The 20122-nt window shown below is 59.2% G+C and carries 17 protein-coding genes and 2 pseudogenes; 10 read left to right on the top strand and 9 right to left on the bottom strand.

Features of this window, described 5'->3' with window-relative positions:
• The 3 genes and pseudogenes from mnmC1 to JWR98_RS19970 all read left to right on the top strand — a co-directional run.
• A pseudogene (gene mnmC1, locus JWR98_RS19980) lies at positions 1-816 on the top strand (FAD-dependent 5-carboxymethylaminomethyl-2-thiouridine(34) oxidoreductase MnmC1); the annotation flags it as partial.
• A 433-nt stretch (positions 817-1249) separates the two neighbouring features.
• Positions 1250-1483, top strand: coding sequence for a hypothetical protein (locus tag JWR98_RS19975; RefSeq protein ID WP_205491012.1), 234 nt, complete (start codon positions 1250-1252; stop codon positions 1481-1483).
• Positions 1484-1701: 218 nt separating this feature from the next.
• Positions 1702-3246 (top strand): hypothetical protein, encoded by a 1545-nt coding sequence (locus JWR98_RS19970; RefSeq protein ID WP_205491010.1) that lies wholly within the window; start codon positions 1702-1704, stop codon positions 3244-3246.
• On the opposite strand, the gene JWR98_RS19965 is transcribed toward JWR98_RS19970, so the two are convergent.
• The 6 genes from JWR98_RS19965 to JWR98_RS19935 all read right to left on the bottom strand — a co-directional run bounded on the left by JWR98_RS19965 (position 3247) and on the right by JWR98_RS19935 (position 9454).
• The gene (locus JWR98_RS19965; protein ID WP_205491008.1) at positions 3247-5475 is read right to left on the bottom strand and encodes a hypothetical protein; all 2229 of its coding nucleotides are present in this window, start codon (positions 5473-5475) and stop codon (positions 3247-3249) included.
• Positions 5476-5544: 69 nt separating this feature from the next.
• A complete protein-coding gene (locus JWR98_RS29555; protein WP_225908792.1) occupies positions 5545-7188 on the bottom strand; it encodes a hypothetical protein in 1644 nt (547 codons plus the stop codon).
• Between the two features lie 22 nt (positions 7189-7210).
• Positions 7211-7969, bottom strand: a complete 759-nt coding sequence (locus JWR98_RS19950; protein WP_205491006.1) for a hypothetical protein — start codon at positions 7967-7969, stop codon at positions 7211-7213.
• Positions 7969-8439: a virion core protein, T7 gp14 family gene (locus tag JWR98_RS19945; protein ID WP_205491005.1), complete on the bottom strand. Its 471-nt coding sequence runs from the start codon at positions 8437-8439 to the stop codon at positions 7969-7971. The genes JWR98_RS19950 and JWR98_RS19945 overlap by 1 nt, the downstream gene beginning before the upstream one ends.
• Before the next feature lie 3 nt (positions 8440-8442).
• Positions 8443-8910 (bottom strand): phage protein Gp13 family protein, encoded by a 468-nt coding sequence (locus tag JWR98_RS19940; protein ID WP_205491004.1) that lies wholly within the window; start codon positions 8908-8910, stop codon positions 8443-8445.
• Positions 8897-9454, bottom strand: coding sequence for a hypothetical protein (locus JWR98_RS19935; RefSeq protein WP_205491003.1), 558 nt, complete (start codon positions 9452-9454; stop codon positions 8897-8899). Before JWR98_RS19935 ends, JWR98_RS19940 begins: the two co-directional genes overlap by 14 nt.
• An 11-nt stretch (positions 9455-9465) precedes the next feature.
• On the opposite strand from JWR98_RS19935, the gene JWR98_RS30015 reads away from it, so the two are divergent.
• From JWR98_RS30015 to JWR98_RS19910, 6 genes are all read left to right on the top strand, one after another.
• Entirely contained in the window at positions 9466-9810 is a 345-nt protein-coding gene (locus tag JWR98_RS30015) for a hypothetical protein (protein WP_341869746.1), read from the top strand.
• Complete coding sequence (locus JWR98_RS19930; protein ID WP_341870884.1) at positions 9705-10832, top strand: tyrosine-type recombinase/integrase; 1128 nt, start codon at positions 9705-9707, stop codon at positions 10830-10832. Before JWR98_RS30015 ends, JWR98_RS19930 begins: the two co-directional genes overlap by 106 nt.
• A 38-nt stretch (positions 10833-10870) precedes the next feature.
• Complete coding sequence (locus JWR98_RS19925; RefSeq protein ID WP_078732406.1) at positions 10871-12643, top strand: N-acetylglutaminylglutamine amidotransferase; 1773 nt, start codon at positions 10871-10873, stop codon at positions 12641-12643.
• 3 nt (positions 12644-12646) lie between these two features.
• Positions 12647-14395 carry an N-acetylglutaminylglutamine synthetase gene (gene ngg / locus JWR98_RS19920; protein ID WP_205491000.1) on the top strand — a complete coding sequence of 583 codons (1749 nt, stop codon included), beginning with the start codon at positions 12647-12649 and terminating at the stop codon, positions 14393-14395.
• A gap of 163 nt (positions 14396-14558) precedes the next feature.
• Positions 14559-15743 (top strand): osmoprotectant NAGGN system M42 family peptidase, encoded by a 1185-nt coding sequence (locus JWR98_RS19915; protein WP_205490999.1) that lies wholly within the window; start codon positions 14559-14561, stop codon positions 15741-15743.
• A gap of 59 nt (positions 15744-15802) precedes the next feature.
• Complete coding sequence (locus JWR98_RS19910) at positions 15803-16030, top strand: YheU family protein (RefSeq protein WP_003172962.1); 228 nt, start codon at positions 15803-15805, stop codon at positions 16028-16030.
• A gap of 8 nt (positions 16031-16038) precedes the next feature.
• Here JWR98_RS19910 and csrA read toward each other — a convergent pair whose 3' ends face one another.
• Both csrA and JWR98_RS19900 read right to left on the bottom strand, forming a co-directional pair.
• A complete protein-coding gene (gene csrA, locus JWR98_RS19905) occupies positions 16039-16236 on the bottom strand; it encodes a carbon storage regulator CsrA (RefSeq protein WP_078732403.1) in 198 nt (65 codons plus the stop codon).
• A 127-nt stretch (positions 16237-16363) separates the two neighbouring features.
• Positions 16364-17178 (bottom strand): annotated as a pseudogene (locus JWR98_RS19900) (SDR family oxidoreductase).
• Between the two features lie 328 nt (positions 17179-17506).
• Between JWR98_RS19900 and JWR98_RS19895 the strand changes: the two are divergent.
• Entirely contained in the window at positions 17507-17659 is a 153-nt protein-coding gene (locus tag JWR98_RS19895) for a DUF3309 family protein (protein ID WP_015885095.1), read from the top strand.
• 52 nt (positions 17660-17711) lie between these two features.
• On the opposite strand, the gene JWR98_RS19890 is transcribed toward JWR98_RS19895, so the two are convergent.
• Entirely contained in the window at positions 17712-19799 is a 2088-nt protein-coding gene (locus JWR98_RS19890) for an LTA synthase family protein (RefSeq protein ID WP_078732401.1), read from the bottom strand.
• Positions 19800-20122 lie beyond the last annotated feature (323 nt).

Below are 20122 nucleotides of genomic sequence, written 5' to 3'. Positions count from 1 at the left end.
GGGCGGGCTGTTTTTCCCGGAGGGTGGCTGGGTGCATCCACCCGCGTTGTGCGAGTGGCAGGCACGCCATCCGTTGATCGAGGTGCTGGCGCATCATGAGGCCCTGGCCTTGCAACGCGTTGATGGCCAATGGCAAGCCACGGCGGGCGATACGGTGCTGGCCAGTGCCAGTGTGGTGGTGCTGGCCGCGCCGCCGAGATCAAGCGTTTTGCCGTCAGCGCCGATCTGCCGCTCAAACGTATTCGCGGGCAGATCACCCGGTTGGCGCACACTCCGCGCAGCCAGGCACTGGCCACCGTGGTTTGCGCCGAGGGCTACGTCGCCCCGGCGCGCCTGGGCGAACACACCCTGGGGGCCAGCTTCGACTTCAACAACGATGACCTGACGCCGACCGTGGCCGAACATGTCGGCAACCTGGACATGCTGCGCGAAATCTCCACCGACCTGCTGCAACGCCTGGGCGCCGATCATCTGCCTGCCGAACAACTGCAAGGCCGCGCGGCCTTTCGCTGCACCAGCCCGGACTACCTGCCGATTGTCGGTCCGCTGGCCGAGCGCGGTGCCTTCGACCAGACCTACGCGGCGTTGCGCAAGGATGCCCGCCAGATTCCCGAGGCGCCCTGCCCGTGGCTCGACGGCCTGTATATCAACAGCGGCCATGGCTCGCGCGGGCTGGTCACCGCGCCGCTGTGTGCAGAGCTGCTGGCGGCCTGGCTGGACAATGAACCCTTGCCACTGCCACGCAGCGTGGCCGAAGCCTGCCATCCGAACCGGTTCGCCGTGCGTGCGTTGATACGCGGCAAGGCCGAGTCATAACACGGGCGGCTGACCCGAACTTTGCGTTGAACATTGACCTGTCTACCGCACATTCCAGCGCGGCCGCGCCGCTCAACCCCTGAGCGGCAGGCCATCAAGGCGGATTGCCTTATAACGTATTGTTCTAAAACTCCCACAATCTGCTCGGGTCAGTTTCTGGGTACCGGCCATTTTGGTGCACGGTACGTTTATCCCTCCCCAACGGAAAAACCGGTAAGGAACCTATGTGCGGATTAGCTGGCGTATTCCAAAGGCGCTAGACAAGGGGTTTCAGCGCCTTCTGAGGCCCCGCAGAGTCCCTCAAGGGAACATCTATTGGTACAAAAAGTGGTACGAGCTACATCCCTCCCCGGCGTCCTGCCGACGAACACCACTCCCAAATCCGACACGCCTCAATTACTGTACGCCCATACAGTATTTGAGCTGACTCATCATGAACATCGACGAAGACACCTCGGCGTGGCTTGGCTGCCCCACGCCCCTGGAAATGTACCGACACCAGTGCGCCCTGCTTGAGGACGAACTAATTCAAACCCACGCGATGCTGCGCAAGGCTCGGCGAAAGCCGGTGAAACAGAAGATGGTGCCCGAAGCCGGAATCGAATTTACCGTCTCAACCCCTGCATTTGCTGGGCAAAAACATCAGCCAACCCAGCCACTGTACTAACCGATGTACGTTTTCTGCATCGCTGGGCCTCTTTGGGCCGAGGCCCCAACCAACAATAGGGTGTCGAGCCAATAGAAGCGTAGCTCGGGCATCAACGCCCGGCGAACTGCTTGCAGCTCTGCATATGCTTGTCAGACGACCGCACGCTTTCATCAAGCTATCGTCAGCTGATAGGATTGGCGACCTGATGAGAGATCGACCTTTTTAATGGAATAAACGTGAAAACTGCAATAAAAAAATCAAGATTTGTATTGGCGTTTCTGGTCATGCTCGCGGCATTCCAGCTTAATCTATTTAGCACAACGTCCGATTTTCAGTTCAAAACATGGCGCGATGGTTCCGAAGCACTGGTGCTTGGCAAAATATTCGCCGACGCCAACGGAATCGACACCGGTCACAGCAATATGGGTTTCATTCAGCGCGGGGAACCAATAAAAGGTCCCGATGTGCTTGCCGTCTATGAGCGAATCGACACGCCTACCGGAATAAAAACAGCCAGGATTTCAGACGAATATTGGACAAACGGATTCAGTAAATCATCCAACAAATTTCTGATCCCTGTAGCAAATACAAACATTCTCGGCTACGCAGACAACGAAGCTAGAATAGGACAAGAAATAACCCTTCCTAATGGAAGTGTGCGAATTATAAACAATATTGAAAAATCCGGTCCTTACAATGTTGTTTCTTACAGTGGTGAATTCGTCGACCCTGACAGCATTAAGAACGAAGATACATTTCAACTTAGCAATGAAATTGGGTTTAGCTTTGACCAATACCCGCAGCAGTTCGGCATCCAAGCGTTATTGCTTTCCTTCGCTTACAAGAATCTTCCTTTTGTTGACTCGGTTTTCTCACTGCAATTCCTGATGGCCTCGATGATGGCTCTGGTATTGACGTTTATGATTCGTGAGATAGGTCTAACCATTTCAACGACGTTCGCTGCGGTGTTTTTTGCATGCATGATTGGTTCGCCATGGGTTGTGGCGATATCCAGAAACCTGTACTGGGCTTCTTTCTTATGGTTCCTACCGGCTGTAATGGCGATGTACGCTTATCGATGCCCACCATCATCGCGCGCGCAACTAGCGGCGATAGCGATGTATGGCGCCTCAATATTACTTAAGTGTCTGGCAGGTTATGAATACATTTCGTCAATCGTCCTGATGTCGCTGACGATCTTTATGATCGATCCTTTCCGAGCAAACCCGATCCTTGGAATGAAGGCCGCAATTCGAATGACGGTGATCATGGGGATGGTAGCCGTGGCCGGATTTTTGATTGCCGTGCTGGTGCACGCAATGAACCGTGCTGACACCTTGGCCGAAGGCATAAGCCAGACGCTCGGATGGGACGCGCTGAAGTACAGCGCATTTGGCCGGTTGACTGGTGTAGTTCAGAGCGGGCCGGATATCCCCCTGTCGTTCGTAATCAGCGAATACTTCAATGAGTGGAAGACACCAGTGTTGTTTTGGCTCGATGGCAGCCGGGTGTTCTCCTTCCTGCTGTTGTTGACTGGGCTGTCGATCGTCGCACAGTTTTATACGCGAGACGCGAATGCGCGCCGGGATACAGCGCTGGTGCTGGTAAGCCTGCTTGCGCCAATGAGTTGGTTTATTCTGATGCAGAAGCATTCGGCCATTCACACCCACCTGAATTATGTACTTTGGTACTTCGGTTTTATACCAGCCTGTGCATTCGTAATAGTTAGGGGCTACGTCCTTGTAGCGTGCAACCTTAAAGAAGCGAGGCTTGCGAGATAGTTAGGCCACCCTGTACCGCCCTTCAACTACGATACGAGCACCAGCTACTACCGGGTTCGTCCCATCGTAATATCTAATTGCGACTCCGGATCCGGAAGGGACTCCTCCCACCATCTTTGCTGACGTTATGTCTAAGCCACTGAACGATCCTTGATACAGGGCCGGCAGTGGCGCAGCGGTTGCCCAGGTAAGCAGAAGGCCTGTAATGGTCCCTGACACACTGGTGATACTAAGGTCGACACTCATGTCGATATAGTCACCACTACGACGAAAGCTTGCAGAGTTCAGCGTTGACGCGGTGATAGATCCGCCACCACCTGCCACGCCGATGATAGGGGTAAAGGCAAGCGCATCCACGTCCCACGTCCGACGCGATGCAGAGGGCGCCAGGTAACGGGTGGTAAACGCGCCTGGGAATTCATTATGCCGAAGGGTCGTGTTGAAAATAATTGAGCCGGTGCCGCCGACGAATTCTGCAAAACCATATGTGGTTGTTCCCGACTCACTCAAACAAATGTTCTCAATGAACCGATTGCTGCCACATTGCTGGGAGTTCAAGGCCGTGTATTGTCCCATCGCGCAAGCATTGGTCCCGCCTGAGCCGCCGGCTGTTCCCCTAACACCACAATCTTTCAGGGTGTTGTGTGAAAACGTGTTGTACATGGCGTTATCAGCCGCCATAAGCCCGGCCGCATACGAGTTCGTCAAGCTGTTGAAGGAGGAAAGATTAAGTCTCGATATGGAAACCTTCCCATGCACAGAGAGGCCGGCGTCTTGCCCGTGCGCGTTGTCCCAGAACCCATTGTTCAGGGCCATAATGCAACTCAAGCAGTCGGTGAGCTGGAACGCCTCATGTGATGAGTTTTCAGCATAGCAGCCGAGAATCCAGCTATTGCTACATGTGCCTAAAGACCATGCAAAAGCACCGGAAGTACCTTCTGAATGGCAGTCAACGAACTTGCAGGCTGCGCTCATGCCGAACGCGCCTGAATAGGTAGGAAACCCAGTAGTGCGCATGTTCACCACGATGACGTTTTTACACGTCTGTCCATTGAAGCAAGTGTTGAACGTTGCCCCCGCGCCACCTGTTGCATCTACCGTGAAATCGTACAGTCGACCATTTGTCGATCCCTGAGTTACAAGGCAACTATCACCACGACCCTTTACTGCTACGTCATTGACGATCCAGTTATTACTGCCAGTCAGTGGAAGCACGGCCAGACCGGCAACCTTAAATATCGCGTCATCACAGTCGATGCTGAACTTTGCCAGCTCAAGCCCTGCCGTGTTGTTCTGTGCGTTTAACAGCACCGTATTCGCGGCATAAGCCTGGCGGTTGAATTTAAGCGTTGTGCCGTACTTGCTGCGACCGTGCATTCCGATGAACGTGGCTGGCAGGCTGAACGGGTTGACCGCCATGACACCTTCCGGTAGGCGCAGCGCCTTACCCATCAGGTTGCAGGCAGGAATTGCACGGTTCATTACAATCGTATTGGCAGCGGCAGCACCAGCTGTACCGACTTTATCTACCGTACCAAAGTCCTCAAGGTCGACAAAATCACGAAGCTTTGATTCGATCGTTCTTGGAACTGCGTTGAGTCCCGCCTGCAGAAAGCCAAGAAGAGCCGAACCACCAGAACCTGAAAGCTCTTGAACCGTGTGAGGTGAACCATCAGGGCCAGCGTAATAGATGTTCGCAGCATTATTGATTGGGCCCTGCCCCGTCCCTAAAACGCTGGCAATGTACTGCTGGGCCCAGTTTTTTGTGGCGGCATCCTGCAGGTCAACTGGGTCAAGCAAGCTTTTGATGCGCCGATTTTCACCATAAAAATAGTCGCGCCCGAATGGTCGCGTAAGCGCTCGCTTGAAAATCGCGAACCCCTGCTGAATCAGCATCGTCAGCCTGTCGAAAACATCCTCGTGGGTTTCGGCCAGAAACTTCCCCTGGTTGCGTAGGGAGGTCTGCTGATAGGCATCCATCTCCCGCGACACGATTAACTGGCCTGGGCCAGCCAGCGCCGTGGTGGTCACAACGCTGCCGCCTTGTTCATTGCCAGCGCCATTGACCGTGTACTGCGTGCCCAGCGTCAGAACGGAGCTGACGCCGGCCGGGCTGACATACGTAACTACCAGATCCTCATTTGCCAGAAATTTGAAATAGAACGGGTAGTTGGTCGTTACCCCGTTGGTCACAAACTCTGCAGCGCTGTCGATCGTGCTTACTGTCACGGTTGTGACTCCTTTTCTCTGGACGAAAAAAATCCCGCTCGGTGGCGGGATTCGTTGGGGTTGACTTGGTTAGCGGGCAATGCCCAATGGGTCGAGGTAGCTTTGCGATGGCTTGACCAGGAACTTCTGGCCGCTCTCCTGCTGAATGCGCTGCTCGGTACGGCGCAGCGACCCAGGGTTCATGGCTTCTTGCACCGACCACAGGAACAGGTGGTCCATGGCGATGCGCGTGTAGAACAGGTTGAGGAACGGTGTGTTGTTCTGGGCCAGGCGCAGCGCGGAGGATGCGGCGTCGTCGCCTGAGCGAACCTTGGCCCACAGGTCGATCACGTTGGCGGCGGTGCCCAGGGTTGGGCCGGCTAGAGTTTCCAGCGGCTTGTTGCCGAAGCGGCTGACCTCTCCGAACATGAAATCGCCCATGATCCCGAAACCACCGCCTTGGGTCATCGCGGCGATCCAGGTCTTGGGGTCATCTGCCGGCCGGGGCTCACGACCCTTGACTGCATCCTTGGCCGACATCGACAGATACCCGAACGCGGTAGTCCAAAGCAGCAACTGGGCCATGGCCAGGCGCTCGCCGTTGCCGTTGCGCAGGGCGGCGATCAGATCCTTGCTGCCCCGATAACCCTCGCCAAGTGGGGTCGGCGCGTATCCTCGGCCATACAGTTCCCGACCCAAGGTCTTCTGCATGTACGCGGCGGGGAAGCTCTTAAACTGGGTCATGAACCGGTTGAGGTCGCCCATGATCGTGCCGGGCCGAGTGCCTTGATTCATGATCGATCGTGTGCGGGCGTCCGGCTCCAGCACGGCATAGCTCACCCGGTCATTGACGTAGGCACGCAGACTGCGCTCCAGGCCCTCGCGAAACTCGCGCACAGCGGCTCTATCAGTGCTACTCAGGATTGATGGCGCATCCTTGCCCATCACCTTTCTGACACCAGTTTCGGCTGAGTCAAACTGATAGTTGACCGTGTGGCCCTTCTCCACCGTCTGCCCGTAGCCGTCAGGATCTGCAATCTCGTTGATCCTGTCCGCTGGCATGTCCACGTATTGAAGTTCGGCGCCCTGCCGGTAGTTTGCTGCGTAGTTCCTGTCCGAAGAAAACCACGCTGGACCATCGGTCCGGCCGTGGCTAGCGCTGCCGTGGTACATCCGGATCATCCCCTCCGGAATTGCTGGCTCGCCTCTATCAGTCGCACGCTTTCCGTAGGCATCGCTACGACCCGGACCGGCGAAAGGTTTGCGCCCGAGGTAGTCGAGAATCTTGTCCTCCGGAATAGAGGCAATACCGTCTGTGGTCATGTAATCCCGGCCGTCAGCCATGCGGGTATCCATCCCGCGCAACAGATCCCACTTTCCGGCGTCGAGGTCGTACAGCTCCAGCGTGCGACGCAGGCCTGCATCCATCGTGCCCCATGCCCTGCCTTTGTTCTGCGCCAGGTTGTGGGCCATCATCAGGCCCGCGCTGGCCTTGTTTGCGTCAGTCCACCAGGACAGGCCGTTCAGCTTGAAGAACAGCGACATCCCCCGCGACATCTTCCCTCCCACAGAGTCATCGGCAGAAAAGCGCCGCATGATCTCCCCGCGCATTGCATCCCCATAAACCCCGAAGCTCGACAGGATTTCACGCTGCTCCAGGCTGCCGCGCCCCTTGGCCAGGCCCGCGGTCATTTCCCCCAGAGAACCCAGGAAGCTCTTGCCCTGGTAGCGCATTTCACTGGCCGCCACTGGCAGGTCAGCAAAGCTCGACAGCAGCGCGCCACCCAGCTTTGACAGTGATTGCCATGCCCGGACGTTGGCGGATATAGGACTCGTAATAGCTCTTGGCCTTCTGCGGCGAATCAATCAGCATTCGCTGGATTACAGCGCTGGACATGCCGCTGTTGGTTGCTAGGCGCTCGGCCTGGGCGGCTTCTGGCGAGAGTCCAAGACGTTCGGCGCGACTGGACAATACCGCGTCGACCTTCTGTCGGTACTGGTCGACCTTGCTCGGGTCCTGGTACTCCAGCGCGGCGCCCTGCATGGACGTTTCAAGCTGAGCCTTTTCGACCTGGCCGTAATAGTTCTGGCGCTCGCCATACTCGTAGCGGTTCAGGTCGTTCGACAGGGAGTTGCGACGGCTGTTGACGATCTGCGCATAACGGGCCTTCTGCTGATCGTTGGTCAGGGTTTTGGCAATCTCGGCCTGAGCCTTGTCGAACTGATCCAGCGTCTGGTTGGTCACGTCCAGGGCGTTCTGCCCCTTGCGGGTATAGGCGCCGTTCTCGCTGTACATGGCCTGCTGCTGCCACTTCGTGAGTTGGTTGTCGGCATCCATCAGCAGCGCGGTGTCGGCCTTCTGGCGCTCTTTCTCCATGAGCATCTGCGCACCACGTCCCAGAGTTTGCAGGCCTTGGGCAATCGAGGTGGTATCAGGCGCAATACCTTGCAACTGAACCGGCCGGGTGGGTTGCTGCTCGACCTGAGCCGTATCGTATGTTGGTACCCGTGGCATTATCGAGCCCCCGCAAATGAACCAAATGCACCGCCGATGCCGCCCAGGATTGAGCCCATGGCGGCCGTGTTACCGTTCTTCACGCTCTGGTTGGCGTTGAGGAAGTCTTGCTTGGCCTGCTCGCGATAGCCGAAAGCCTGGCGGGCGGCGTTGTTCTGGATCGTCAGGGCATCCAGCTCGCCGAGCATTGCCGTGTCATCCTGCAACTGGGCCGCGCTGCCGCTGTTCACGTCGATGCCGTTGGCGGCCTGCACGCTGCGCTGAGTACCACCCGCCTGCGCCGCACGAACACGCTGCCAATCGGCCGAGGTGTTACCGGCATTGATCGTTTCGTCGGCGGTCTGCTGTTTGTACTTGGCGTTTTGCGTGAGCATTGCCGACTGGAATGCCCCGTTTTCCTTCTGACCCTGGGCCTGCATCATGCTGCCCGCCAGGCCAATAGCGACCGGTATCAATGCCATCCAGCACATGAGTTATTCCTCTCGATTCAGCGTAAAGGGGTAGAACGGCAGGCGCCTGGGCCCGTACGGGACGGCCTCGCCGAAGTCGAAGCCCAGCCATTTCAGCCAGCGAATGGCCGAAGTGTTGCGGGCGTCGACGTAGTTGATGAGGTGCTGGTGCCGGGACAACATCCCCTGCACTTCTGGCTTGCAGACCTTGAGGAAGGCGCGGGCATGGCGCTCAACATGGATGGTGCTGATCAACCATGGCACGCCGATGGAGCCCAAGACGCTGTGCACGGCATCGCCGAACACCGCCACAATCTGGCCGTCCACCACGATCTTGCGAGCATTCAGGCTGTCGTTGATGCCTTCCAGCAGTTCCCGCTCCAGCGAGACACCCAATCCCTCGACGATCTCGTCGATATCGGCTTGGCGCACGTCACGCAGGATTGCCGGGATGTCCTCCGGCTCGATCGGCAAAACATCAGCGACCGCCAATTGTCACCTCAGGAATCACGGCCAGGACCGACAGTGGCAGCGGGTCGGACTGGCGGATAAATACCCGGCCCTTGCCTTGCCAGTTGTTGGATATGGCTATCTCGGCCTGCCCGGTCATCATCGGGACAGCCGGGCAGAAAAAGGCGACAAGCACGATGCCCAGTACCTGATCGAGAAGTACTGCGCTGTCACGCACCGCGCTAAAGGTTCCCAATACCAGATGACCCTGGTACGCCGTGAGCCCGACGCCCCCTACACCAACGAGACGTACCGGAAGGCTTCTGCCGAGCGTCGCGGCGAAACTTACGCACCACTCGCATAACCCATCACCACCTTCTGCCGCCCAGCGCGGCAAGGACACCCAATGACCATCACCAAAATCATCAAGGGCCCACACCGCTTTGGCGGTTATTGGTGGGTCATCGCGGACTGCAGCGGCATCAAACAGCACATGTCCTTCCGCACCGAACAGCAGGCACGCGCCGTAGCCCCAGGGCAGGACAGCGTGACCATCCACTGAACACTCTGCCGCCGCGCGCGGCATGGAGCATCACCATGGCAGCAGCCGAAAAGCTGGGCGATGAGTCCGGCCATGACAAGGTCACCGAAAAGCGGATGGCCGAACTGCTGGGCACCACGCCGAAAGCCCTGCAGCGTAAGCGAGAACGTAACATCATCCCCGCCGGCGTCTGGTCGAAGATCGACGGACGAATCATGTACAGCAAATGGAGGTACGACGAATGGCTAGAGAGCCAATGGAGCTGCCCACCGGAGTTGAGCTTGTCGGGAAATCGATCAGGATCAGGTTCTCCTGGAACAAGAAGCGGCACTGCGAAACGCTCACTCTCCCGCAAACCGCTCGGGGAATCGCAGCAGCCGAGGCTTTACGTTCTCAAGTAATACAGCTGGCCAAGTTGGGGGCGCTGACACCTGATAAATACCGTGAGTTGTTCCCGAACAGCCGGAGCGACTCTACTGGGAACATGCCGATATTTTTCGACTACGCCCAGGACTGGCTGAACAGCCTTCAGATCGAAGACAGCACCCGCAAGAACTACCGTAGCACCATGCAAACCTACTGGGTTCCTCACCTGGCTGAATATCCTCTCGACAAGATCACGCCGGTCCTGATGCGGAAAATCGTCAACGGGATTAAGTGGACTTCTCCAATCCGCCGGAAAGGTGCAATTCGGCTGGTGACTGGTCTGCTGACCCAGGCCGTAAACGATGAACTGATTCTGAGGAACCCGGCCAACTCGATCCCACCGACGAGGGTTACCAAGCGTGAGATCGACCCATTCAGTCGCGAAGAGGCAGACGAGTTGATCGCCAAGCTGTACGAAGTGACGAGCGGCTTACAGGCTATTTACGCGTGTTTTTTTGAGTTTTCTTTCTATACAGGAATGCGTCCAGGCGAGGCGATGGCCCTGCGTTGGAGCGAGGTTGATACGCGCTCAAGGCGCGCCAAGGTTTGCCGCATCAGGCTGTACGGCAAGATCAAGGAAAGGACAAAGACGAAGGTGTCGCGAGAAGTTTTATTGAACGATCGCGCATTACAGGCACTCGAAAAAGCCAGACTTCTTACGGCGGCGCGCTCTGATTATGTATTCGCGCCGGACGGATCGGGTGACAGATCAGAGCTATACATCCGATCCGAAACTGGGGCTAAGCGTTATTGGTTGTCAGCCCTGCGCAAGAGCGGGATACGGTATCGCCGGATGTACGACACCAGGCACACGTACGCAACAATGTGCCTGATGTCCGGAATGAATCCTGCATTCATCGCCGCGCAACTTGGGCACAGTGTCCAGGTACTGCTGTCAACCTATGCCAAGTGGATCAGCTCTTCGAGTGATTTCGCGGAGCTTGAAAAGCTGGATTTGCCGAAAAACGGTACAAAATTGGTACTTGAATCCCGGTAGATGCGCCTAGGCCCAGCAAATACAAGGCCCTAAGCAATATGTGCGGATTAGCTGGCGAGTTACGTTTCGATCACCACCCTGCAGACCTCGCAGCGGTGGAACGGATTACCCATCACCTGGCACCACGCGGCCCTGATGCGTGGGGCTTCCAGGCCCAAGGGCCGATTGCCCTGGGCCATCGGCGTCTGAAAATCATGGACCTGTCGGACGGCTCGGCCCAGCCGATGGTCGACGCCCAACTGGGGCTGTCGCTGGCGTTCAACGGCGCCATCTACAACTTCCCGGAACTGCGTCAGGAGCTTGAAGCCTTGGGCTACGCGTTCTATTCCGGCGGCGACACCGAAGTGCTGCTCAAGGGCTATCACGCCTGGGGCGAAGCGCTGCTGCCCAAGCTCAACGGCATGTTTGCGTTTGCCGTCTGGGAGCGTGACGCCAAGCGCCTGTTCATCGCCCGTGACCGTCTCGGCGTGAAGCCGTTGTACCTGTCGCGCACCGGTCAGCGCCTGCGCTTCGCATCGAGCCTGCCGGCGTTGCTCAAGGGCGGCGACATCAACCCGATCCTCGACCCGGTGGCGCTCAATCACTACCTCAATTTCCACGCCGTTGTACCTGCGCCACGCACCTTGCTGGCGGGCATCGAAAAACTGCCGCCGGCGAGCTGGATGCGCATCGACGCCGACGGCAACACCGAGCAGAAAACCTGGTGGACCCTGCCCTACGGCCCCCATGACGATGAAAAAAACCTGACGCTGCAAGACTGGACCGACCGCGTGCTCGACAGCACCCGCGAAGCCGTGGCCATCCGTCAGCGCGCTGCCGTGGATGTGGGCGTGCTGCTTTCCGGCGGTGTCGACTCAAGCATGCTCGTCGGCCTGTTGCGCGAAGTCGGCGTGCAGGACCTGTCCACCTTCTCCATTGGTTTTGAGGATGCCGGCGGCGAACGCGGCGACGAGTTCCAGTATTCGGACCTGATCGCCAAGCACTACGGCACTCGTCACCACCAACTGCGCATTGCCGAAAGTGAGATCATCGAGCAACTGCCGGCGGCGTTCCGTGCCATGAGCGAACCGATGGTCAGCCACGACTGCATCGCCTTCTACCTGCTGTCGCGGGAGGTGGCCAAGCACTGCAAGGTGGTGCAAAGCGGCCAGGGCGCGGATGAATTGTTCGCCGGCTACCACTGGTACCCGCAGGTGGACGGCGCGAGCGACCCGTATGCCGCCTACCGCGCGGCGTTTTTCGACCGCAGCTACGACGACTACGCCGCCACCGTCGCACCGAAATGGCTGACCGCCAATGACGCCGCCGGCGACTTCGTGCGTGAGCATTTTGCAATGCCGGGTGCCGATGCCGCCGTGGACAAGGCCCTGCGCCTGGACAGCACGGTGATGCTGGTGGACGACCCGGTCAAGCGCGTCGACAACATGACCATGGCCTGGGGCCTGGAGGCGCGTACACCGTTCCTGGACTACCGCCTGGTGGAACTGTCGGCCCGTGTACCGGGCAAATTCAAGTTGCCCGATGGCGGCAAACAGGTGCTCAAGGAAGCTGCGCGCCGGGTGATCCCGAGTGAAGTCATCGACCGCAAGAAAGGCTACTTCCCGGTGCCTGGCCTCAAGCATTTGCAGGGCGACACCTTGAACTGGGTACGCGACCTGCTGCTGGACCCGAGCCAGGACCGCGGCCTGTTCAACCCGGCCATGCTCGACCGCTTGCTGACCGACCCTCAAGGCCAATTGACCCCGTTGCGCGGCTCCAAGCTGTGGCAATTGGCGGCGCTGAACCTGTGGCTCAGCGAACAAGGAATCTGATCCATGAAACCTAACGCAGCGGCGTATAACCAACGCTTGCTCAAAGGCCAGGCGCCCACGTACGAACGCCTGCAAGCACGCCTGGCCGAAGACGGCAGCCCATCGGCCGCCGAACCGATTGCCGTGCATTGCGGCTGGGGCCGGCTGTTGATCGGACACACCTTCCCGGACCCGGCCAGCCTGGCCGGGGAACTGCTCAATGAGCACCCCGGCGAGCGCGACATCGCGCTGTATGTGGCCGCGCCCCAGCAGATTCTCGGGATCGATCCGCAGCAGTTGTTCCTCGACCCGTCCGACACGTTGCGCCTGTGGTTCACCGACTATCGCCCCTCAACCCGCGTGTTTCGCGGCTTTCGTATCCGCCGGGTACAGAGCGAGGCCGACTGGCAGGCGGTGAACCAGTTGTATCAAGGGCGCGGAATGTTACCGATCGACGCCGAACGCCTCACGCCGCGTCATCAGGGCGGCCCGGTGTACTGGCTGGCGGAAGACGAAGACAGCGGCGCGGTGATCGGCAGCGTCATGGGCCTAAATCATCAAAAAGCCTTCCACGACCCGGAAAACGGTTGCAGCCTGTGGTGCCTCGCGGTCGACCCGCAATGCACCCGCCCCGGCGTGGGCGAAGTGCTGGTGCGTCACTTGGTGGAGCACTTCATGAGCCGTGGCTTGAGCTACCTTGATCTGTCGGTGCTGCACGATAACCGCCAGGCCAAGAACCTCTACGCCAAGCTTGGTTTTCGCGCGTTGACCACGTTTGCGATCAAGCGCAAGAACGGCATCAACCAGCCGCTGTTCCTTGGCCCTGGGCCACAGGCGGGGTTCAATCCCTATGCGCGCATCATCGTCGAGGAAGCCCATCGCCGTGGCATTGATGTGCAGGTGGACGATGCCGACGCCGGGTTGTTCACCCTCAGTCATGGCGGGCGCCGCGTGCGATGCCGGGAGTCGCTGAGTGACCTGACCAGCGCCATCAGCATGACCCTGTGCCAGGACAAGAGCCTGACCCACAAGGTGCTCCAGGCCGCCGGGCTGAACCTGCCGTCGCAGCAAATGGCGGGCAGTGCCGACGAGAACCTGGAGTTCCTCGACGAACACCAGCGCATCGTGGTCAAGCCGCTCGATGGCGAGCAAGGCCAGGGCGTGGCGGTGGACCTGCGAAGCATCGAAGAGGTGCAGCAGGCGATTGAGACGGCGCGGCAATTCGACAGCCGGGTGCTGCTGGAAAGTTTTCACGAGGGCCTGGACCTGCGCATCCTGGTGATCGGTTTCGAGGTGGTCGCCGCGGCGATCCGGCGCCCTGCGCAAGTGGTCGGTGACGGTCAACATTGCATCGGCGCGTTGATCGAAGCGCAAAGCCGTCGTCGTCAGGCGGCTACCGACGGCGAAAGCAAAATCCCGCTGGACGCCGAAACCGAACGCACCCTGGCCGCCGCGGGCTACGACTACAGCAGCATCCTGCCGCGCGGCGAAACACTCGCCGTACGCCGTACCGCCAACCTGCACACCGGCGGTTGCCTGGAAGACGTCACCGCGATCCTGCACCCGACGCTCAAGGATGCCGCCGTACGCGCCGCCCGCGCCCTCGACATCCCGATGGTGGGCCTGGACCTGCTGGTGCCTGCCGCCGATCAACCCGAGTACGTGTTTATCGAAGCGAACGAACGGGCGGGCCTGGCCAACCATGAACCGCAACCGACAGCGGAGAAGTTTGTGGACCTGCTATTTCCGCACAGCCAACCGGCCGCCCAATGACCTGTAGCGAGGAAGCTTGCTCCCGCGGGGTTGCGTAGCAGCCCTGAAACAGGCCACCGCGCTTTAACCGAAAGAACCGGGTGAATTGACTGGGGCTGCTCCGCAGCCCAGCGGGAGCAAGCTCCCTCGCCACAAAAGCACCCTTATCTCTTCAGGAGTTTTCATGACCCGAACCATCCCCGAACCGGATCTCAACTACCTGCAAAAAGTGCTGCTGGAAATGCTCGCCATTCCCAGCCCCACCGGGTTTACCGACACCATCGTGCGCTATGTCGCCGAGCGGCTGGAAGAACTCGGCATCCCCTTTGAAATGACCCGGCGCGGCACCATTCGCGCCACGCTCAAGGGCCAGAAAAACAGCCCCGACCGCGCGGTGTCGGCGCACTTGGACACCATCGGTGCCGCCGTGCGTGCCATCAAGGACAACGGCCGCCTCACTCTGGCGCCGGTCGGCTGCTGGTCGAGCCGCTTTGCCGAAGGCAGCCGCGTCAGCCTGTTCACCGACAACGGTGTCATCCGTGGCAGTGTGTTGCCGTTGATGGCCTCCGGGCATGCATTCAACACCGCCGTGGACGAAATGCCAGTGAGCTGGGACCACGTGGAACTGCGCCTGGACGCCTACTGCGCGACCCGCGCCGATTGCGACTCCCTGGGGATCAATGTGGGTGACTACGTGGCCTTCGACCCCTTGCCCGAGTTCACCGAGAGCGGGCATATCAGTGCGCGCCACCTGGATGACAAAGCCGGCGTGGCGGCCCTCCTCGCCGCACTCAAGGCGATTGTCGACAGCGGCGAGCCGTTGTTGATCGACTGCCACCCGCTGTTCACCATCACCGAGGAAACCGGCAGCGGTGCCGCCGCCGCGTTGCCCTGGGATGTGAGTGAATTCGTCGGTATCGACATCGCGCCGGTCGCCCCCGGCCAGCAGTCCAGCGAACATGCGGTCAGCGTGGCGATGCAGGATTCCGGCGGGCCGTACGACTATCATCTGTCGCGGCATTTGCTGCGCCTGGCGGCGGACAACGACCTGCCGGTACGCCGCGATCTGTTCCGCTACTACTTCAGCGACGCGCATTCGGCGGTGACCGCCGGCCACGATATCCGCACCGCGCTGCTGGCGTTCGGTTGCGACGCGACCCACGGCTACGAACGCACCCACATCGACAGCCTCGCTGCGCTGAGCCGTCTGTTGGGTGCGTATATCCTCAGCCCGCCGGTGTTCGCCAGCGATGCCCAGCCGGCCCAGGGTTCACTGGACCGCTTCAGTCATCAGATCGAGCACGAGACGCAGATGGAGAGCGACACGCGCGTACCGTCGGTGGACAGTCTGGTCGGTAATAAGTCCTGACGCTGGCAACACGGGGCCCGGCGCAGTAGCATCGCCGGGACTTGATACCCGAGGCTTGTATGCTGATTCCACACGATGCGCTTGAAGTCGACACCCTGACCCGCCTGATCGAAGATTTCGTCACCCGTGACGGCACCGACAATGGCGACGACACGCCGCTGGAGACCCGCGTGCTGCGGGTGCGCCAGGCATTGACCAAAGGCCAGGCACTGATCGTGTTCGATCCGGAAAGCGAGCAATGCCAATTGATGCTCAAGCACGACGTGCCCAAGCATCTGTTCGACTGACGCCTCTTTCAGGGGGCAATTAGGGGCTGGGATTGGGCGGTTTGTTGCTCCTGGATTTTCTGGTACACCTCGGCGCGATGCACATGCACCTCGGCCGGCGCGGTTACGCCGAACTTAACCTGGGAACCGTTCAATTCAAGGATGTGCACGGCGATGTCATCGCCGATGGAGATGATTTCGCCTACGGCGCGGCTTAAGACCAGCATGGCGGTTGTCCTTTTTGAGTAACAGGACCTCAACCATGCGCGCTGGGTAGGGCTGCAGCAACGGCTTGCGATGAAATCAGGCAATACCTACACATGCAGGTAAATTGCCTGACAGACTCATACCCACTCAGCCTTTAGTAGCTTGGGCCTTGGCGCGCATTTTATCGGCCATGGTCGTCATCTCGTCATAAAGCAACTGCGGGTTCTTCTGCTTAAGCGCCCATGCCATGCGCCCCTGTTCGTGGGGCAGGATCATGAACTCACCCTGCGCGACACGCTGGAAGATGTAATCGGCAATATCCGCCGCCGAAATCGGCGAACTCTCCAGCAACTTGCCCACCTGGGCTTTCATCGCCGGGGTCGGCCCCCGGAAGGAATCCAGCAGGTTGGTCTGGAAGAACGACGGGCACACCACATGCACCCCGACTTCCTGCTGCTTGAGCTCCACCAGCAGGCTTTCCGACAGCGCCACCACACCGGCCTTGGCCACGTTGTAGTTGCTCATGGCCGGCCCCTGCATCAGCGCCGCCATGGAGGCGATATTGATGATGCGCCCTTTGCTCTTTTCCAGCAGCGGCAGGAAGGCCTTGCAGCCCTTGACCACGCCCATCAAGTTGATCGCGATCTGCCAGTCCCAATCCTCCAGGGACAACTCGGCGAAGAAGCCACCCGAGGCGACGCCGGCATTGTTGACGATCACATCAATGCCCCCCAGCTTCACCTCGCACGCCTGCGCGAACGCGGTGAGTTGGCTGTAGTCACGCACATCGCAACGCTGGATAAACCCATCGCCGCCGGCCTCGCGCACGAGCCGCAGGGTTTCCTGCAAGCCTGGCTCGCTCACGTCCGACAAGGCCAACTGCCAACCCTCGCGGGCCCAGCGCAGAGCGATTTCACGACCCAGGCCGGACCGGCGCCGGTGATCATCATGCGATTTTGCATAGGAAGTAGCCTTGTGGTTCACAGAAGAAGTGACCGGCAGTGTAGCGAAGGTTTTTCCCGCACCCACGCACCATCAGAGTGATGAATGCCCCAGGCAAACCGCGGGCTCGGTCGGATGCCTGCGCAGCGTCTTAGTTCAATCTTTTCTCAACTAAGAACGTTAAGCGCGCGCGGTTTAAAAGAAATAACCGACTGAGCGAAATGCTTTAAAAAAACTTGGAATTTTCGTGGATGTGACAGAGTCGGAGTTGTTAAGGCGTTCGTTACAAGATGTACGAGCGTATCGTTAACAACCGGTCTTTGCAGAAGGCCAATAAGGAAAAAAACCATGAGCCTCATTCTGATCATTATCTTGATCCTCCTGCTGGTCGGTGGCCTGCCGGTGTTCCCTCACTCGCGCAACTGGGGTTATGGCCCGTCCGGTATCCTGGGCGTCGTGCTGGTGGTTCTGCTGGTGCTGTTGTTACTCGGTCGGATATAAACACGAGATAAAAAAAGAGGCCTTCAAAGGCCTCTTTTTTATTGCCGGTTAGTTAGTCCGGCTTGCCGTCAACCACACCGGCGGTGTTATCCAGCAGGCTCTTGGTAGCCGTCTGCAGGAACGACTCAAGTTTTTGCTTGAGTGCTGCTTCGTCCGGCGATTCAGCAATCACTTTACCGGTCGGGTCGGCGCCCAATTCGTATTGCCACAACTTCGGTGGCATTTCCTTGGGCAGTACCAGGATACGGTCTGCGGTGACCAGGGCCACGGTCTGGTCGCTGCCCGACGGTTTGATCACGCCAAACCCCTTGTCGCCTTCCGGCAGGTTCAGCAGGTCACGGCCCCAGCACTGATGCCGCGTATCGCCACCCAGGCGCCCCATGATGGTCGGCACGATGTCGATCTGGGTGCCTACGGTGTGGTCACGTTCGCCGAACTTCTCTTGCATGCCCGGTGCGATCATCAGCATCGGCACGTTAAAGCGGCCCAGGTCCATCTCGGTGATCTGCTGTTCGTTGCCGAAGCCGTGGTCGCCCACGATCACAAACAAGGTCTCTTTGAAATACGGCTCCTTGCGGGCCTTTTCAAAGAACTGGCCCAGGGCCCAGTCGGAGTAGCGCATGGCCGTCAAATGCTCGTTGAGGCTGCCACGGTCGGTGACTTTCTCTACCGGCAATGGGGTTGGCAGTGCGTACGGCGTGTGGTTGGACAGGGTTTGCAGGAGTGCGTAGAACGGCTTGCCGCCTTCACGCGCCTTCAACTCTTCCAGACCCCGGTTGAACATATCCTGGTCGGACACGCCCCACGTCGGGTCGGAGAATACCGGGTCGACGAAGTCGTTGCGGCCGATGAAGTTGGTCATGCCCTGGTTGCTGAAGAAACCCGACTGGTTGTCCCAGGCGAAGTCGCCATTGTAGACATACACGTCGTCAAACTTGCGTGCACTGAGCAACTGCGGCAAGCCCGACAGCTTGTGGCTGCCTTCCGGCGTCTGCATCAGGTATTCAAAACCCGGCAGGTTCGGGAAGCACGCCATGGTGGCAAACATACCTTGGTGGGTGTGGGTGCCGTTGGAGAAGAAGCGGTCGAACAGCAGGCCTTCCTTGGACAGCTTGTCGAAGTACGGCGTGATGTTGCCTGGGCGGCCCAATGCGCCTACCGAGTGACCGGCAAAGCTTTCCATCAGGATCACGACCACGTTCTTGATCGGCAGGGTCTTCTCGGCCGGTGGCACGTAATCACGGCGCACAGCGGCGGTGTCGGTATCGACCAGCTTCTCTTGCGGCAGCACCAGCATGTCGCGCACGGTCTGGGTGGCCAGCGGTTGGTCCAGCGTGGCTTTCCAGATGTTGGAGCGGTCTTCGCCGAAACGCGCCTTGGCCGCCGCGATCAGCGACAGGGTGCCATTGAGGCCCAGTTGGTTGGCGAAATTCGAATCGGTGGTGTACACATCACCCCAACGCAGCGGCGGGCCCTGGCGCAGGGTGCCACGGGCGGCAACCACGGCGATCAGCAGGCACACCACGAATACGGCGATGCGGCTGTACCACGGCGCGACCGGGCGCGTGCCGATGCTGCCACCGCTGAACGGCCCGCGTGGACGCGTGGCGCGGTCGGCGCCTTTGAACGCCATGCTCAGCATCAGCGTGCCTACGGCCCAGGCCAGCAGGTAGCGCACCACCGGGAAACCGTACCAGAGCATGCTCATCACGGTTTTCGGGTCTTCCTTCACATACTGGAAGACCAGGCCGTTGAGGCGCTGGTGGAACTCGCGGTAGAAGTCCATCTCCATCAGGCCCAGGAACAAGGCGATGCTGGACGCAATCGTCAGCCAGAAACGGAAGAACCCGCGCGCGGCCATCGCACGTACGCTGAACAGGGCCAGCAGCAGCGGAATCAGCAGGTACACCACCAGACGGATATCAAAGCGCAGGCCGTTGGCGAAGGCTTCTAAAAAGGTCGAGGCCGGCGTGTCGAGGATCATCTCGCGGTTGTAGACCAGCAGCGCCAGGCGCAGCAGGGAGAACATCACCATCATGACCAGTGCGCAGAGCAGCGTGTACGCCAGATGAGATTTGACGGTCGGTTGCAGCAGGCGATTTGAAGCTCGCTGCTGACTCAGGGCGTCCGGGTTTGCCATGTCGTTTCAGGACCCATTGGAAGTTAAGTGATGAAATAGTGCAGTGGCGCGAATGGTGCCCGATCAAACACAGCAAGGCTATTAATTAGTGAACGGGCACGGCTGCACCACCTTGCTGGCAGGCAGATAAATCCGGGAAATTGTCTTGGACAGGGTGTGAAAATTCTGTGCAGCGAATATTTCGATACACAAATCTTCCGGACGCCTTAAACCAAATGTGGGAGGGCGGTGCGACGATTCGACTTGTCTCCCTCCCACACTTGACTGTGCCCACTCCAGAAGGAGTGAGGCGATCAGATCCGTACGTTACCGCGCGGCCCGGC

Source organism: Pseudomonas lactucae, from assembly GCF_016937615.1.
GTDB lineage: Bacteria > Pseudomonadota > Gammaproteobacteria > Pseudomonadales > Pseudomonadaceae > Aquipseudomonas > Aquipseudomonas lactucae.
This window is presented reverse-complemented; position numbering and strand designations above follow the sequence as displayed.

Excerpts from the sequence above, each read along its gene's own strand:
- JWR98_RS19975 (WP_205491012.1), top strand. The coding sequence starts at position 1,250 with ATGAACATCGACGAAGACACCTCGGCGTGGCTTGGCTGCCCCACGCCC.
- JWR98_RS29555 (WP_225908792.1), bottom strand. The coding sequence starts at position 7,188 with ATGCGCTACCAGGGCAAGAGCTTCCTGGGTTCTCTGGGGGAAATGACC.
- JWR98_RS19950 (WP_205491006.1), bottom strand. The coding sequence starts at position 7,969 with ATGCCACGGGTACCAACATACGATACGGCTCAGGTCGAGCAGCAACCC.
- JWR98_RS19945 (WP_205491005.1), bottom strand. The coding sequence starts at position 8,439 with ATGTGCTGGATGGCATTGATACCGGTCGCTATTGGCCTGGCGGGCAGC.
- JWR98_RS19935 (WP_205491003.1), bottom strand. The coding sequence starts at position 9,454 with ATGCCGCGCGCGGCGGCAGAGTGTTCAGTGGATGGTCACGCTGTCCTG.
- JWR98_RS30015 (WP_341869746.1), top strand. The coding sequence starts at position 9,466 with ATGGCAGCAGCCGAAAAGCTGGGCGATGAGTCCGGCCATGACAAGGTC.
- JWR98_RS19925 (WP_078732406.1), top strand. The coding sequence starts at position 10,871 with ATGTGCGGATTAGCTGGCGAGTTACGTTTCGATCACCACCCTGCAGAC.
- ngg (WP_205491000.1), top strand. The coding sequence starts at position 12,647 with ATGAAACCTAACGCAGCGGCGTATAACCAACGCTTGCTCAAAGGCCAG.
- JWR98_RS19915 (WP_205490999.1), top strand. The coding sequence starts at position 14,559 with ATGACCCGAACCATCCCCGAACCGGATCTCAACTACCTGCAAAAAGTG.
- JWR98_RS19910 (WP_003172962.1), top strand. The coding sequence starts at position 15,803 with ATGCTGATTCCACACGATGCGCTTGAAGTCGACACCCTGACCCGCCTG.
- csrA (WP_078732403.1), bottom strand. The coding sequence starts at position 16,236 with ATGCTGGTCTTAAGCCGCGCCGTAGGCGAAATCATCTCCATCGGCGAT.
- JWR98_RS19895 (WP_015885095.1), top strand. The coding sequence starts at position 17,507 with ATGAGCCTCATTCTGATCATTATCTTGATCCTCCTGCTGGTCGGTGGC.
- JWR98_RS19890 (WP_078732401.1), bottom strand. The coding sequence starts at position 19,799 with ATGGCAAACCCGGACGCCCTGAGTCAGCAGCGAGCTTCAAATCGCCTG.